This is a genomic window from Brachybacterium sp. Marseille-Q7125 (assembly GCF_023062615.1).
Taxonomy (GTDB): domain Bacteria; phylum Actinomycetota; class Actinomycetes; order Actinomycetales; family Dermabacteraceae; genus Brachybacterium.
Genome location: NZ_JALLAL010000012.1, coordinates 1 through 14928 on the forward strand (window position 1 = coordinate 1; position 14928 = coordinate 14928).

Here is a 14928-nt window from a genome sequence, read left to right on the forward strand (position 1 = left end):
AGGAGGATAGGTATGGTACTAGGAGATGATAGAGAGCGAACAGATTGAAGGATGAGTAGTAACTGAAATTCGGATTCTATATATGTTATCAGGAGTTGTGCGCTACAGAAGATTTATGTTGTTTTTTTTTTAAATGATACGCCAAGATGTGTATGAGACACAGGCCCTGCACTGCCGCACCCTGGAGGTCACGCCATGAGCATCCCCACCCCCTACGAGGACCTGCTGCGCGAGGTCATGGAGACCGGCCACCCCAAGGGCGACCGCACCGGCACCGGCACCCGCAGCCTGTTCGGCCGCCAGATCCGCTACGACCTCTCCCAGGGCTTCCCGCTGATCACCACTAAGCGGGTGCACATCCGTTCGCTCGTGGTGGAGCTGCTGTGGTTCCTGCGTGGGGATACGAATATCCGCTACCTGCACGAGCATGACGTCACGATCTGGGATGAATGGGCTGATGAGAACGGGGATCTGGGCCCGGTGTATGGGGCGCAGTGGCGCTCCTGGCCGGCCCGCGACGGCGGAGTGATCGACCAGATCAGCCAGGTGGTCGAGGAGATCCGCACGAACCCGGATTCGCGTCGGCTCATCGTCTCGGCGTGGAACCCGACGGACATCCCGCAGATGGCGCTCGCCCCCTGCCATGCACTGTTCCAGTTCGAGGTGCACGACGGGAAGCTGTCCTGCCAGCTGTATCAGCGCAGCGCCGACCTGTTCTTGGGGGTGCCGTTCAACATCGCCAGCTACGCGCTGCTGACGCACATGATCGCCCAGCAGACGGATCTGCAGGTGGGTGATTTCGTGTGGACCGGCGGGGACTGCCACATCTACGACAACCACGTGGAACAGGTGACCCGGCAGCTCGGACGGGACCCCTACCCGTACCCGACGCTTCGCATCCTTCGCCGCCCGGAGACGATCTTCGACTACGAACTCGAGGATTTCGAGATCGAGGGCTACCAGCACCACCCGGGCATCAAGGCGCCGGTGGCGGTGTGAGCGCGGACAGCGAGAAGAGGGCCGACGGGGCTGCGGCGGCCGGGAGTACGGACCCGATGCGCCGCTCCCCCGCGCTCAGGGTCGACGGGGTCGCAGCCGGCGGAGGTTCGGCGGACGCAGAGGGCCAGCGTGGTCGCCCCCAGGTCGGGCTGATCTGGGCGCAGGCGCGGGATCGCGTGATCGGCGCGGGCGGGACGATGCCCTGGCATCTGCCGGAGGACCTCAAGCATTTCCAGCGCACCACCCTGGGCAGCCCCGTCGTGATGGGCCGACGCACCTGGGAGTCCTTCCCGCCGCGGTTCCGCCCTCTGCCGGGGCGCACGAACATCGTCATCACCTCCCGGGAGGACTTCGCGGCCGACGGGGCGGTGCGGGCCGGGAGCCTCGAGGAGGCGCTGGAGCTCGCGCGGGGGGTGCTCGCCGGGGACGTTGGCGGGACCGCGCGCGAGGCGCCCAACGCGGACGGGCCTGCCGGAACAGCCCCCGCCAGCCAGCCCGGCACCGTCGGCCCTACCTCCACCGGCGACCCCGGCACGATCTGGGTGATCGGCGGCGGCGCCGTGTACCGCGCAGCGATGGTGCATGCGGATCTGCTGGTCGTCACCGAGATCGACCTCGCGGTGGATGGCGACACGACGGCACCCGAGATCCCCGCGGACTTCACGCTTCAGCGCACGGATCCCGCCGAGGGCTGGCACACCGGGGCCGGTGGCCTGCGGTACCGGATCCTCAGATACCGGCGCTGAGCCGCCACGCCCCACCCACTCTTGAAATCGATTACTCACCCTGGTGAGATGGGGTCATGCCCCACGACGATGTGACCCCCCACCCCGCTGACGCCGCTTCCGTGATCGCGGAGGGCCGCGCGCACCTCGGCATCGAACTCGGCTCCACCCGCATCAAGGCCGCCCTGGTGGATGACGCCGGCGCCGTGCTCGCCAGCGGCTCCCACGCCTGGGAGAACGAGCTCGTAAACGGCACCTGGACCTATTCCCTGGAGGACGCCTGGGATGGCGTGCGCGCCTGCTACGCGGACCTCGCCCGCGACGTGCAGCAGCGCCACGGGGCGCCGCTGACGCAGCTGGCGAGCCTCGGAATCTCCGGCATGATGCACGGCTACCTGGCCCTGGACGCCGAGGGGAAGCAGCTTGCGCCGTTCCGCACCTGGCGCAACACGGACACCACCGAGGCTGCGCAGCTGCTCTCCCGCACCCTCGGGGTGAACATGCCGCTGCGCTGGAGCGTCGCGCATCTGCTGCACCAGATCCAGCTGGGCTCCGAGCACGTGCAGCGCCTGGACTTCCTGACCACCCTGGCCGGGTATATCCACCTCGGGCTCACCGGCGAGCGCGTGCTCGGCGTGGGTGAGGCCAGCGGCATGTTCCCCATCGGCGAGGCGGGACGGGACTGGGACGCCGCGCAGCTGGAGCGCTTCGATGCCCTCGAGCAGGTCCGGCCCCTGCCGTGGCAGCTGCGGGAGGTGCTGCCGCGGGTACTCGTGGCTGGGCAGGAGGCCGGTCGTCTCACCGCGGAGGGGGCCAGGCGCCTGGATCCGACGGGGACCCTGCAGCCGGGGGTGCTGACCGCCCCGCCGGAGGGGGATGCGGGCACCGGCATGGTCGCCACCCACGCGATCGCCCCGCGCACCGGCAACGTCTCCGCGGGCACGAGTGCGTTCGCGATGGTGGTGCTGGAGGGGCCGCTGTCGGGGCCGCGCGAGGAGATCGACATGGTCACCACCCCGGCCGGGGACCCGGTGGCGATGATCCACACCAACAACTGCACGAGCGACCTCGACGCCTGGATGGGGGTGTTCGCGCGTTTCGCTGAGCTGATCGGACGCCCGCTGGAGGCCGAGGAGCTGTTCGGGACGCTGTTCGGCGCGGGCGCTCAGGGCGCGGCTGATGCTGGCGGGGTGCTCTCCTACAACTACGTCTCCGGGGAGCATCAGACGCAGGTGCCCTCCGGGCGGCCGATGGTGGTGCGTGAGCAGAGCGCGGAGCTGACGCTCGAGAACTTCCTGCGCTCCCAGCTGTACGGGGCGTTCGGCGCGCTCGCGGTGGGCATGGATGCGCTGCTCGTGGATGAGGGCGTGCGGATCGATGTCATGTACGCCCACGGCGGGATCTTCCGCACCAAGGGCGTGGCCCAGCAGGTGCTGGCCGACGCGCTGGACACTCCGGTGGCGGTGGGCGAATCCGCTGGGGAGGGCGGCGCCTGGGGCATGGCGCTGCTCGCCGCGCACACCGCCCGCACCGCGGCCGGTACGGCGCAGAGCCTCGCGGACTACCTGGACGCGGAGGTGTTCTCGAGCCAGGAGCTCACCCAGCTGAAGCCCACCGCGGAGGGCGCGACCGGCTATCGCCGCTGGCTGGAGGCCTACCGGGCGGGTCTGCCGGTCGAGCGTCTGGCCGGTGAGGTGCTGGACTGAGGACAGGGGCCGATGGGCGCACTCCCCCGTCGGCCCACCGCATCGCTCACCCCGCCCGGGCGCTGTGCGCGGGACCATGTCCCGCTCCGGCTCGGTATGACACAGGCCCGCGCGAACCAGGTGCCGGTAGGAGCCTGCTGCGAGATGGTTGACTGTTCCCCGCAGGAGGGATCGACATGTCGACGGGGACCAGCCGCACGCAGCTCGGGGAGCTGAACATCCGGGCAGTGATCCATGCCCTGCGCCGCCTGGGCCCGTCGAGCCAGCGCGAGATCGCCGAGCACGCCGCCCTCTCCATCCCCACGGTCTCCGTGATCGTGCGAGGGCTCGAGCAGCGCGGAACCCTGCGCGTCGTACGCACGGAGAGCAATGGCCGGGGCCGCCCCCGCGCGGTGTTCGATCTCGTGCCCGACGCTGCCCACGCGATCGGGATCCACCTCGACCCAGCGCTGATCACCGTGGTCGCGCTGGATATGACCGGCCAGCCCGTAAAGATCGCACACGACAACTCCGTGGATCCGGACGATCCTCACTCCACTCTCGCCACGGCAGCAGGCATGGTGGAGCAGGTTCTGGAGGATGCACAGCTTCCCGACGCCGATGCGGTCCAGTGCGCACTCGCGGTTCCCGGTCGTATCGACCCGACGCACGGCGCGATCGCCGACTCCGTGTGGCTCCCTCACTGGAACGGGGTACCCGTCGCCGGGATATTGGGGGATCGCCTGCATCGCGACGTGCCGCTGCTGAAGGACACCTTCGCGGCGATGTCCGGCGAGATCTGGGTGCGCGGGGGCGAACTCCTCGATGCGACCAGCATCTTCGTGTACCACGGGACCGGCACTGGGCTCGGGATCGCCGTGGACGGCCGTGCCGTGCCGGGCCAATCCGGCAACGCCGGCCAGGCCGGACGCCTCTTCGAGCTGCTCTCGTCCCCTGGCCATACGGAAGCCGCCACGGCCCATGACCCCGCGGATGTGGTCACCACCGCCCTCGCCGAAGGGCTCCTCGAGAACGCTGCGGGGCCACGCTCCCCGGATCCCCGCCACATCGGGCACGCGTTCCGCCAGCTCTGCGCGCTCGCGGAGACCCGGGACGAGCGCGCCCTGTCCCTCCTGCAATCCGCGGGGGACCGCATCCACCGTGTCGCCGCGGTGGCGGCGGACGTGCTGGATGCCGGCTTCGTGATCCTCGGCGGCCCGTACTGGGAGCTGGTGCGGGATCTCCGGCTCCCCCACGCCGAGGAAACGATCGGACGCCCCGCCCAGCACGGGCGCGCACCCGTGAGGGTCCTGGCCTCCGCGCTCGGCCAGGATGCCGGGGCTGTCGGTGCGGCCAGCGTGGTGCTGGACCGCCGATTCCGGTGACAGCCGACCCTGCCTGAGGGCGTGACGAACCGGCGGCGAGGGGCCGCTGAACAGTGCCGACACGCTCGGTGAATTCTGCGCGACAGCCTCCTATCCACCCGGAAGCCTGCTTATTCTACGAGCAAGAAAAAAGCGCAGATCTGTCGCGCCCATCGGCTCCCGCAGCTCCGACCCGAGAGGTTGATCATGGCCCGTCAGCACTCCACCTCCATCTCCCGCCGCACCGCCCTGTCCGCTGCCGCCGTCGCCGGCGGCGGCCTCACCCTCCTGTCCACCGCCTGCTCCTCGGAGAATGGCGGCGCATCCGATCCCGACACCGTGACCATCACCGGCAACTCCATCGTCGGGGGCAAGAACACCGAGAGCGCCGAGTGGATCGAGAACTATGTGATCCCCGGGTTCGTCGCCCTGCAGAAGGAGAACGGCCGGGAGGTGACGGTCGCCTTCGAGCCGCAGGGCGTGGACGACGAGGACTACAAGACCAAGGTCGCCCTGGATCTGAACTCCGGCCGCGGAGCCGACGTGATCGGCATCGACGGCACCTGGGTGGGTGAGTTCGCGCAGGCCGGATACATCAAGCCCCTCACCGAGGTTGCCGACGGGGTGGAGGACTGGGACGGCTGGGACCAGATCAACGAGGCCGTTCGGGACTCCGCGGCTTTTGACGGCGACCTCTACGGGGTCCCCGACGGCACGAACGGCCGCGTGTGGTACTTCAATCGCGATCTCTTCCAGCAGGCCGGCTTGCCCGAGGACTGGCAGCCCACCAGCTGGGAAGACCTGTTGGAGGCCGGGCGCGCCCTGAAGGAGCTTGACGGAGTGGTGCCGATCCAGCTCAATGCGGGCACCGCCATGGGTGAGGCCACCACCATGCAGGGGCTGCTGCCCATCCTGGCCGGGGTCGGCGAGGAGGTCTGGGTGGACGGCACCTGGCTCGGCAACACCGAGGGCCTGCGTGAGGCCCTCACGCTCTACCGCACCATCTACATCGACGAAGAGCTCGGTGACCCGATCCTCCAGCAGGAGGCAAACGGCCGCGACGCCTCCTTCGAGGAGTTCTCCCAGGGCCGGATCGGCATCCTGCTGGAGGGTGATTACTTCTGGCGGGCCGTCGTGAACCCGGAGGAGGGAGTCGGCACCGCCCCGATGGAGAACCGTGACGAGGTGGTGGGATTCGCGAAGATCTCGGCTCGCGAGCCGGGGGCGGGGGTCAATGGCCAGGACTTCGTCTCCTTCTCCGGCGCCGGCTGCCAGGTGCTCAACCCCAATGCCGCCGATCCTGACCTCGCCTGGCAGCTCATCGAGTTCATGACGTCGGCGGATGCCATCAAGGAGCGCACCAAGAACACTGTCTCGATCACCCAGCGTGATGACGTGAACGCCGAGCGGCTCGGCGATGATCCGCTGCTGTCGATGATTGCCGACGAGGTGCTGCCGACGTCGCTGTACCGCCCCAGCCTCCCCGAATACCCGGAGGTCTCTGTCGCGCTTCAGCAGGCCACGCTCGACGTGGTCTCCGGCGTCTCGGTGGAGGAGGCCGCCCAGACCTATGCCGACACGGTCGGGGGGATCGTCGGTGACGAGAACGTGAGCAGCAGCTGATATGACATCTCGCCTGGTCCCCGCCCGGGTGCAGGGGCGCAGCTCCTCGCCCGGGCGTGTCCGCGCCACGGATGCCGCCGGGCTCGGGATAGCGCGCGCGATCGGCTTCGTCATGCCGGCGCTCGTGCTCATCGCGGTGTTTCTGCTGTTCCCTGCCCTGTGGACGATCTATCTCGGGCTGACCGATTACCGGCTCACGGGGCTCGCGGCGATCGCCACCGAGTTCGTGGGGCTGGACAACTACCGTCGGGCGCTCGCGGATCCGAGTTTCTGGGATTCCCTGCGGATCACGCTGATCTTTGTGGTCGTCTCCGGGATTCTCGGGCAGACCATGCTCGGCTTCGCCCTCGCCTGGGCGCTGCGGGGTCTGCGGGGCACCGCCCGCGGGATCCTCGAGACACTCGTGCTTACCGCCTGGGTGATCCCCGGGTCGGTCCAGGCCTTCCTCTGGCTTGCCCTGCTCGACCGGCGCAGCGGGACCCTCAATGAGCTGTTGGGAACCTCGGGGCACGCCTGGCTGATCGAGAACCCGCTGTCCATGATCATCCTGTTCAACATCTGGGCGGGCGCCGCATTCTCGATGCAGCTGTTTTCCTCCGCTTTGACAACGATCCCGCCGAGCCAGCTGGAGGGTGCCCGCCTAGCGGGTGCCGGGACCTTCGCGCAGCTGCGGGACGTGGTCCTGCCCTCTCTGCGCGGGCACATTCTGACCAACGTCCTGCTGATCACGCTGTGGACCTTCAATTCCTTCGGTCCCTACCTGCTCACGGCCGGAGGACCGAACGGACGCACCAGCGTGCTGTCCGTGTACATCTACCAGACCGCGATCCCCGGCGGTCAGCTGGGCATGGGCGCAGCGTTGTCGGTGATCATGCTCGTGATCAACCTGGTGATCGCCGTAGTGTCCATCTCGGCAGGGAGGGCGCGACGATGATTCTTCGTACTGGCCGCTCGGTCATCTCCCGTGTGCTGTTCGTGGTGTTCCTGGTCGCTGTGGGGGCGTTCTTCGCGATCCCCTTGGCGTGGCTGATGGTCGCCCCGTTCGACGCCTCCCCCAGCATGTCCGTGCAGTGGCCCGACTGGACGCTCGCGAACTTCCGCACGCTGGCGGAGAATCCGTACGCACTGCGGTCCATCGGCAACTCGCTGCTTCTGGCCGTCGGCACGATGGCGGTCACCGTCGTGACGGCCACCCTGGCGAGCTATGCGCTGTCCCGCGTGCGGATCCCGGGGCGTGATGCGCTGCTCTACGGGATGCTGCTGCTGAGCTCCATCGTGACCGGCACTGCCGCGATGGTGCCCACCTTCCAGTTGATGACCGCGGTGAACCTGATCGATACCCGCACCGGGGTGGCGCTTGTGCTCACCGGTGGGCTGCTGCCGACGGTGATCTTCATCCTCAAGGACTTCATGGACTCTGTCCCGCGCTCCTACGAGGAGTCGGCGCGGCTGTACGGAGCCAGTCGGCTGCAGGTGCTGACCCATGTGGTGGTCCCGGTGGCCCGCCCCGGCATCGCGTTCGTGGCGATCTGGGGGATGGTCCAGGTCTGGGGGAACTTCCTGGTGCCCTTCCTCCTGCTCAGGGACCCGAACACGCAGCCTGCGGCGGTGCTGATGTACACGTTCTACACGGAGGCGGGCCAGGCCGATCTCCGCCTCATCTCGGTTTTCTCGCTGATCTTCGTGGCACCCGTGCTGGTGATCTACCTGGTGGTGAACCGTAAGTTCGGCTTCCGCTTCTTCGGAGGGATCAAGGCATGACATCACCGATCGCCCTGGACGGGGTCGTCAAGGAGTACCCGGGCGGGGTGCGGGCCGTGGACGGCATTGACCTGCAGATCGAGGCCGGGGAGTTCTTCGCGCTGCTGGGCCCATCCGGCTGCGGGAAGACCACCCTGCTGCGCTCCATCGCCGGCCTGGAGACCATCACCGAGGGCACACTGCACATCGGCGAGCGCGACGTCACCTCCTTGGAGCCCGGCGCCCGGGACGTCGCGATGGTGTTCCAGGACTACGCCCTGTTCCCGCACATGGACGTCGCGGACAACATCGCCTACCCCCTGCGGATCAAGAAGGTGCCCCGCGGGGAGCGGCACCGGGTAGCTGAGCAGCGGGCGGAGCGGCTCTCGCTCGCGCATCTGCTCGATCGGCGGCCCGGCCAGCTCTCCGGTGGGCAGCAGCAGCGCGTCGCCCTGGCGCGTGCGATGGCCGCCCGTCCGCAGGTGCTGCTCCTGGATGAGCCGCTGTCCAACCTCGATGCGCGGCTCCGCCTGGAAGCGCGCACCTTCCTCAAGGAGCTGCAGAGCGAACTGGGGGTCACCACCGTCTTCGTCACCCACGACCAAGCTGAGGCCCTTGCTCTCGCTGACCGCATGGCGATCATGCAGGACGGCAGGATCCAGCAGGTCGGCACCCCGCGCGAGGTGTTCCACGATCCGCGCACCAGCTTCGTCGCGGGGTTCATCGGATCCCAGCCGATGACCCTGCTGGAGGGGACAGTCGGCGAGCAGGGTGTCGACATGCTCGGCACGACGATCCCCACCTCGCAGCTGCTGCTGCCGGACGGGACGGCGCTTGCCCCCGGGCACCCGGTGACCGTGGGGATCCGCCCGGAGTATGTCGGCTTCGAGCCTGCGCTAAGCGCTGCAGCCTCGTCCCCCGGGGTGTCGGTCGCGATCGAATCCGAGGTGGTGAGCATCGAGAACCTCGGGGCGAGCGCACTGGTATCCGCGCGGCAGGGTGAGGAACGGGTGCAGGCGGTGATCCCGGATGACCGGTTGCCGCAGCTGGGGCAGCGCGGTCGCTTCACCTTCCCCCTGCCACGCACGCTGTTCTTCGACCGCGAGTCGGGAGAACGAGCGCAGGAGAGCACGGCATGAGCGCATGTTCGCCAGGGCAAGAATCTGTGCACGAGGTCGAGGTGACCCTGGAGCAGCAGGCCCGTGATCGTTACGTCGCAGTCCCGTTCACCGTCGCTCCCGGGACGACGTCGTTCGAGGTTCAGGTGACCGTCGAGGACGGCCCCGGCCGCGACTGCGCCGTGATCGACCTAGGATGTGAGGGGCCTGACGGGTGGCGGGGCTGGTCCGGTGGGGCCCGAACCCACGTCATGATCGGTGAGCACACCGCCACACCGGGATATGTGCCGGGGCCGCTTAAGCCCGGGCAGTGGAGCGTCATCCTCGGGATTCATGCTCTGCCGGACGGGCCCGCGCGAGCGGTGGTCCGGGTGCGGACGCCGGCCGCTCATCGGCCGGATCACGGCTCAGTCATCGATCCTGCCCCGCGCACGGGCCGCGGGAGCGATCGGCAGCTGCCGGCTCCCGCTGGTCTGCGGTGGTACGCCGCGGACATGCACAGCCACAGCCTCCATTCCGATGGCCGCTGCAGTCTGCACGAACTGGCACGCGAAGGCGTCCTCGCCGGTCTTGACCTGCTGTTCGTCACCGACCACAACACCGTGAGCCACCACGCGCATCTCGACGCTGTCGCAAAGCGCCACGGCATCACGCTGCTGCCTGGACAAGAAGTGACCTCACATCGCGGGCATGCCAACGCTCTGGGTCCGATGCCCGCCGTGGACTTCCGCCGGGGCGTCGAAGATTGGGCCCGCGCGGTACGTGCCGCCGACGGGGTGTTGTCGGTGAACCATCCGGTCTCCGGGGATTGCTCCTGGCTGGAGTTGGTGCCCGATGCGGTGGACGGCGTGGAGATCCTCCACGCGGACTCTTACGCGCAGCCGATCTCCACGGCCGCATTCGCCTGGCTCGCCCAGGTGGACCAGTCGCGTCGGCACCGGGGGGTGCGCCCGCTGACCCTGCTGGGGGGCGGCGACTTCCACTCCCCCGAAGATCCGATCCGCCCCGGCACCCCCACGACGTGGATCTGCGCCGCCGACACCTCGTGGGCGAGCGTTCGCGAAGCGCTGCGGGCTGGACGCACCACCGTGACGAGCAGTGCCGCACTGGTCGATGGCGTGCTGCGACCCGAGCTTCTCACCTGCCCGATCCTGCTGCGGGCCGACCACAGGGAGGTGCTGCACGTCCTCGATGCCGCAGGAGCTGTGCTCGTGAACGGCAGCGGACAGCGTCGGCTGATCATCGACGACCGCCACACCGAAGAGGCGCCGCGTGAGCAGGGGCCCTACCGTTTGGAAACGGCGCAGCGCCAGACGATAGCGATCTGTCGCTGACGGCCCCCACCATCGGGCGCCCCGCCCCATTCTCACATCGGCTGATACCGCGGGCGGGTGATTGCGTAGATGCCGTACAGCATGAGGCCCGCGCCGATCTCAGCGAGCGCCACACCGCCGGCGGGCAGATCCGCCATCGTTTTCAGCGCACCGGACTGGTCCGGGTCGCCGTCTCCGCCGCCGCCCATTCGTGTTCACCTGCTCGCCACTACGCCTCAGTAGCGTGCCGCGCAGAATGCCGCTCGCACGCACGATCGGGAGGGGGCGAGCATGGACCTGGCCGCATGGGCGATCGCCGTCATGGAGTTCCTGGGCGGGCCCGGAACCATGCTGGTCATCGCTGCGGAAGCGCTGTTCCCGCCGATTCCCGGGGAGATCCTGCTGCCGTTCGCGGGGGTGACGGCGGCGGAGAACCACCAGCATGTGCTGGTGCCGATCGCGTGGACCACCGCCGGGTCGGTGCTCGGCGGGCTCGGGGTGTACAGCGTGGGGCGGGCCCTGGGGCTGCGGCGCACGCGGGCGCTCGTGCAGCGGCTGCCGCTGCTGGAGGAGAGCGACGTGGATGCGGCGATGCGCTTCTTCGACCGCTACGGCTTTCCCGCCGTGGCGATCGCGCGCTTCGTGCCGATGGTGCGCACGTTCATCTCCATCCCGGCGGGCATCGAGAAAATGCCGGTCTGGCTGTTCGCCCTGGCCACGGGCCTGGGGTCAGGGATCTGGAATGCCCTGTTCGTGGTGGCCGGTTACTTCTTCGGCATCGCCGGCGGGGAGGCACTCGAAGGATTCGTGCGCCTGTATTCGGGTGTGGTCGCGGCGATCGGGATCATCGGCGGGATCGGGTTCCTGGCCAAGCGACTGCGGGACCGGCGGCGCCAGCGCGAAGAGACGGCCGACGCCGGGTGAGGGCTGGGAACGGCGGCGCCGCACCCGGCACCACCGCCCCGCCTGACCTCACTCCTTCTCGTACGCCGCGGACTGCTCGAGCACCGCGCGCAGACGCGCCAGATCCAGCTTGCGAGAGCGGTCGAAGGCGACCACGCCGTTCTTCTCCTGGAACACGTCGGTGAGCTGCGTGTAGCACAGGCCGAACATGTCGGGGTCCTCCATGAGCACGGCGGTGAGCCCGGCGAAGCGCTCGTACAGCTCTTCGACGTCGAGCACTCGCTGGCCGTAGCCCCAGGACTCAGCCTGATCCACACCTTCGCCGCCGTTCGCATCGGCCCGGGCCGCGGCGCGCCTGGCCTCTTCCTCGTTCCACCAGATCCCGCCGTATTCGGAGACGAAGAACGGCTGGCCGGCGTAGGGAATGGAGAAGTTGCCGTCCATGTGCGGGCGGGTCAGCGCAGGCAGGTGCGCGCGGTTGAGGAACGGATCGCCCTCGGCGAGCCCGGACTGCTCGCGCCGGAAGGCCTGCGGATCCTGCTCATAGGAGTGCGAGTCGTACACGTCGGCCCCGCGCACCCGGTGGGAGTACCCGGAGGCATCCAGCACGGGCCGGGAGGGATCGGCGAGCTTGGTCGCGTTGTACATCGCGTGGGTGACGTCATCAAGCACGGTGATCTCATCGTGCAGCGCCTGGTGGGTCTCGTTCAGGGGGCACCAGCCGATGATCGCGGGATGGTTGATGTCCCGTTGCACTGCCTCCACCCACTGGGCGACAAAGGAGGCGGTGGGCTGCTGGTTGTGGCCGACGGGCCCCAGCCCGCTGACACCCCAGTCCCCGAACTCACCCCAGACGAGGTATCCGTGCAGGTCCGACCAGTAGAGCATCCGCTCTTCGAAGACCTTCTCGTGCAGGCGCGCCCCGTTGAACCCGGCCTCGAGCGCAATGGCGATGTCCTCACGGATCGCGGCGTCCGACGGGGCGGTCATCAGGGAGCTCGCCCAGTACCCCTGGTCCAGGACGAGGCGCTGGAACACCTTGCGGCCGTTGATGCGGAACTCGCGGCCATCGAGGCTGGTGGAGCGCAACCCCGCGTAGGAGTGCACCTCATCGAGCACCTGCCCGTCGGCGTCCACCAGACGCACTGTGAGGGCGTACAGCTCCGGCGCGCCGGGCGCCCAGACGCGCACATGCTCGGTAGGGATCACGAGCTGCAGGTGCGGCGCGAGGTCGAGGTCGGCGCGGATGCTGGCCTCAGCGACGACGTCCCCGCCGGGGACGGCGGCCTGCACCTCGAGGCGGCTGCCGGGCACCGCGCGCGTCAGCGGCACGTCGATCGCGAAGGCATCGGCCGCCAGCTGCGGGAGGATCCGCAGGGAACGGATCGCGGCCTGCGGCACGCCTTCGAGCCAGACGGTCTGCCAGATGCCGGTGGTGCGGGTGTACTGGCAGTGGGTGTTGCGAGTCCAGGTGGCCTGCTTGCCGCGGGCCTGCGCGGCGTCTCGCGGGTCGCGGGCGCGCACCACGATCTCCACCTCATCCCCGGCGGAGACGATGCCGGTGAGGTCGGCGCTAAAGGGGGTGAAGCCTCCGCGGTGCCGGGCGACCTCCTGGCCGTTCGCCCACACGGTCGCGTCATGATCCACGGCGCCAAAGTGGAGGATGGGCCGACGGCCCGCCCAGTCGGCCGGGATCGTGACGACGCGGCGGTACCAGACGGCCTCGAGGAAGTCGGTGTCGGCGATCCCGGAGTCCTCGGACTCGGGGGCGAACGGCACGGTGATGCTGCGGCTGTAGGGCTCGGTGAGCAGGCCGCGGTCGATCCCGGAGTCCCCGCGGTCGATCTCGAAGTCCCAGGTGCCGTTGAGGTTCAGCCAGGTGGGGCGCCACAGCTGGGGGCGCGGATGCTCGGGGCGCGGCACATCGGCGGCGGCGGAGAGCGGGGGGTCGAGGTGGGTGGCGAGCTCGGTGGCGCGATCCAGCAGGTCGGTGAGGCCGACGGGCCGCTGCGCGGCGGCAGTGCTGGCGTCGGCGGTCGGGGCGCTGGCGTCGGGAGTGCTGCCGACAGGGGCGGGGGCAGCGAAGTCGGGCTGGGCTCGATCAGGCACGGGGTCTCCTCGGTCGCGGGTCTGCGCGCGGTCCATTCCGCGGCGATGCATCCATCGAACCGCACTTTCCCCCTGCTTGCAACGTGGGAATCTCGGTCGCAACAAAGGGGGCCGTTACGGGTTTCTCAGCGGTGCCCGCTGGACTCGCGCACCACCAGCCGGTGCCCCACCACGACCTCCTGACCGCAGGAGGCGGGGTCGAGCGCCGCATCGAGTGTCGCGGCGACGAGGGCTTCGAGATCCGGCGCCACGGTGGTCAGCGCCGGGACGGCGTACGCGGATTCAGGCAGGTCATCCCAGCCGACGACGGCCACATCCGCTGGGACCGCACGCCCGGCCTCGCGCAGCGCGGCGAGGGCGCCGAGGGCCACGAGGTCGTTGGCCGCGATGATCCCGTCGGCCTCCGCCCCCTCGGCTAGAGCCCGACGGGTGGCCTCTTGTCCCCGCTCCCGCCCCCACTCCGGCAGCGGGATCTCCCCCACCAGGGATGCCGCGCCCCCGGCGGCGCGCAGGGCTGCGCGCACTCCGAGTAGGCGTTCGGCCCCGGTGGAGAGGTGGCGGGTTTCCACACCGAGGAACAGCAGGCGCGTGCAGCCACGCTCGAGCAGGTGGCGGGTGACGTCGACGGCGCTGGTGACATTGTCAATCGCGACGTGGGAGACGCCGTGGCCGGCCCTCACGCGCTCGCCCAGGAGGACGAGGGGGACGTCGGTGGTGCGGGCGTAGATGTCTCGGTCGGTGAGCTTCTGCGGGGACATGATGACGGCGTCAACGGGCCTGCCCGGAACGCCCGTGAGGTACTGCTGCTCCACCTCGGCACGACCCAGCGACACCTGAATCTGCACGTCATAGCCGCGTCGGGCGGCGGCCACCTGCAACTTCTCCGCGAGCAGGGCAAAGTACGGGTTGGACAGCTCGGGGATGACGAGCGCGATCCGCCGCGTGGGCCCGCCGCGCAGATCCCGCCCGAGGACGTTCGGGACGTAGCCGAGCTCCTCGATGGCCCGCTGCACCCGCTCGCGCGTGGCCGGGCTGACCACGGGCCGGTCGTTGACCACGTTGGAGACGGTCTTCCAGGACACCCCGGCGCGCGCGGCGACGTCTTTGATCGTCACGCGGCGCGGGCGCGCGCCTTCGGCTCGCGGCATGTCCCACCCGTCCTTCCTGCGGCTCCGCCGCCCCGTGGCCGGTTCCCGCTTGGCGCAGCACATGGTCCAGCGCCAGCGGACAACGCCACCAGTCTTGACCGGCACCCGCTCCCAGTGTTTCACTCTCACGTGAGAACCACGTGTGGCACACGCTACTGCACACGGTCATCGACGACCAGAAGGAAGCTCGCATGGCACCGC

Annotated in this window: 13 protein-coding genes; 10 read left to right on the forward strand and 3 right to left on the reverse strand. The window is 69.3% G+C overall.

The window, feature by feature from the left end; genetic code table 11:
• Positions 1-195 precede the first annotated feature (195 nt).
• The 9 genes from MU407_RS04745 (at position 196) to MU407_RS04785 (ending at position 10588) form a co-directional block, all read left to right on the forward strand.
• Positions 196-999, forward strand: coding sequence for a thymidylate synthase (locus MU407_RS04745; RefSeq protein ID WP_246955744.1), 804 nt, complete (start codon positions 196-198; stop codon positions 997-999).
• 56 nt (positions 1000-1055) lie between these two features.
• A complete protein-coding gene (locus MU407_RS04750; RefSeq protein ID WP_281507647.1) occupies positions 1056-1745 on the forward strand; it encodes a dihydrofolate reductase in 690 nt (229 codons plus the stop codon).
• A 56-nt stretch (positions 1746-1801) separates the two neighbouring features.
• Entirely contained in the window at positions 1802-3430 is a 1629-nt protein-coding gene (locus MU407_RS04755) for an FGGY-family carbohydrate kinase (protein ID WP_246955746.1), read from the forward strand.
• A gap of 176 nt (positions 3431-3606) precedes the next feature.
• A complete protein-coding gene (locus tag MU407_RS04760) occupies positions 3607-4794 on the forward strand; it encodes an ROK family transcriptional regulator (RefSeq protein ID WP_246955748.1) in 1188 nt (395 codons plus the stop codon).
• Between the two features lie 186 nt (positions 4795-4980).
• Positions 4981-6396, forward strand: a complete 1416-nt coding sequence (locus tag MU407_RS04765) for an extracellular solute-binding protein (RefSeq protein ID WP_102237135.1) — start codon at positions 4981-4983, stop codon at positions 6394-6396.
• 1 nt (position 6397) lies between these two features.
• A complete protein-coding gene (locus MU407_RS04770) occupies positions 6398-7330 on the forward strand; it encodes a sugar ABC transporter permease (protein ID WP_102237136.1) in 933 nt (310 codons plus the stop codon).
• Positions 7327-8157: a carbohydrate ABC transporter permease gene (locus tag MU407_RS04775; RefSeq protein WP_246955750.1), complete on the forward strand. Its 831-nt coding sequence runs from the start codon at positions 7327-7329 to the stop codon at positions 8155-8157. Before MU407_RS04770 ends, MU407_RS04775 begins: the two co-directional genes overlap by 4 nt.
• On the forward strand, positions 8154-9275 hold the full coding sequence (locus MU407_RS04780; protein WP_246955752.1) for an ABC transporter ATP-binding protein: 1122 nt from the start codon (positions 8154-8156) through the stop codon (positions 9273-9275). The genes MU407_RS04775 and MU407_RS04780 overlap by 4 nt, the downstream gene beginning before the upstream one ends.
• A gap of 230 nt (positions 9276-9505) precedes the next feature.
• Entirely contained in the window at positions 9506-10588 is a 1083-nt protein-coding gene (locus MU407_RS04785; protein WP_281507653.1) for a CehA/McbA family metallohydrolase, read from the forward strand.
• Between the two features lie 32 nt (positions 10589-10620).
• Here the strand turns inward: MU407_RS04785 and MU407_RS04790 are convergent, their stop codons facing one another.
• Positions 10621-10776 carry a DUF1206 domain-containing protein gene (locus MU407_RS04790; RefSeq protein WP_281507648.1) on the reverse strand — a complete coding sequence of 52 codons (156 nt, stop codon included), beginning with the start codon at positions 10774-10776 and terminating at the stop codon, positions 10621-10623.
• 82 nt (positions 10777-10858) lie between these two features.
• Here MU407_RS04790 and MU407_RS04795 point away from each other — a divergent pair, with 82 nt between their 5' ends.
• Complete coding sequence (locus MU407_RS04795; RefSeq protein WP_246955757.1) at positions 10859-11491, forward strand: DedA family protein; 633 nt, start codon at positions 10859-10861, stop codon at positions 11489-11491.
• A gap of 48 nt (positions 11492-11539) precedes the next feature.
• On the opposite strand, the gene MU407_RS04800 is transcribed toward MU407_RS04795, so the two are convergent.
• Together MU407_RS04800 and MU407_RS04805 are read right to left on the reverse strand one after the other, a co-directional pair.
• Positions 11540-13453, reverse strand: coding sequence for a sugar-binding domain-containing protein (locus tag MU407_RS04800; RefSeq protein ID WP_246955831.1), 1914 nt, complete (start codon positions 13451-13453; stop codon positions 11540-11542).
• Between the two features lie 251 nt (positions 13454-13704).
• Positions 13705-14727 carry a LacI family DNA-binding transcriptional regulator gene (locus tag MU407_RS04805; protein ID WP_246955759.1) on the reverse strand — a complete coding sequence of 341 codons (1023 nt, stop codon included), beginning with the start codon at positions 14725-14727 and terminating at the stop codon, positions 13705-13707.
• Positions 14728-14928 lie beyond the last annotated feature (201 nt).

Excerpts from the sequence above, each read along its gene's own strand:
- MU407_RS04745 (WP_246955744.1), top strand. The coding sequence starts at position 196 with ATGAGCATCCCCACCCCCTACGAGGACCTGCTGCGCGAGGTCATGGAG.
- MU407_RS04750 (WP_281507647.1), top strand. The coding sequence starts at position 1,056 with ATGCGCCGCTCCCCCGCGCTCAGGGTCGACGGGGTCGCAGCCGGCGGA.
- MU407_RS04755 (WP_246955746.1), top strand. The coding sequence starts at position 1,802 with ATGCCCCACGACGATGTGACCCCCCACCCCGCTGACGCCGCTTCCGTG.
- MU407_RS04760 (WP_246955748.1), top strand. The coding sequence starts at position 3,607 with ATGTCGACGGGGACCAGCCGCACGCAGCTCGGGGAGCTGAACATCCGG.
- MU407_RS04765 (WP_102237135.1), top strand. The coding sequence starts at position 4,981 with ATGGCCCGTCAGCACTCCACCTCCATCTCCCGCCGCACCGCCCTGTCC.
- MU407_RS04770 (WP_102237136.1), top strand. The coding sequence starts at position 6,398 with ATGACATCTCGCCTGGTCCCCGCCCGGGTGCAGGGGCGCAGCTCCTCG.
- MU407_RS04775 (WP_246955750.1), top strand. The coding sequence starts at position 7,327 with ATGATTCTTCGTACTGGCCGCTCGGTCATCTCCCGTGTGCTGTTCGTG.
- MU407_RS04780 (WP_246955752.1), top strand. The coding sequence starts at position 8,154 with ATGACATCACCGATCGCCCTGGACGGGGTCGTCAAGGAGTACCCGGGC.
- MU407_RS04785 (WP_281507653.1), top strand. The coding sequence starts at position 9,506 with ATGATCGGTGAGCACACCGCCACACCGGGATATGTGCCGGGGCCGCTT.
- MU407_RS04790 (WP_281507648.1), bottom strand. The coding sequence starts at position 10,776 with ATGGGCGGCGGCGGAGACGGCGACCCGGACCAGTCCGGTGCGCTGAAA.
- MU407_RS04795 (WP_246955757.1), top strand. The coding sequence starts at position 10,859 with ATGGACCTGGCCGCATGGGCGATCGCCGTCATGGAGTTCCTGGGCGGG.
- MU407_RS04805 (WP_246955759.1), bottom strand. The coding sequence starts at position 14,727 with ATGCCGCGAGCCGAAGGCGCGCGCCCGCGCCGCGTGACGATCAAAGAC.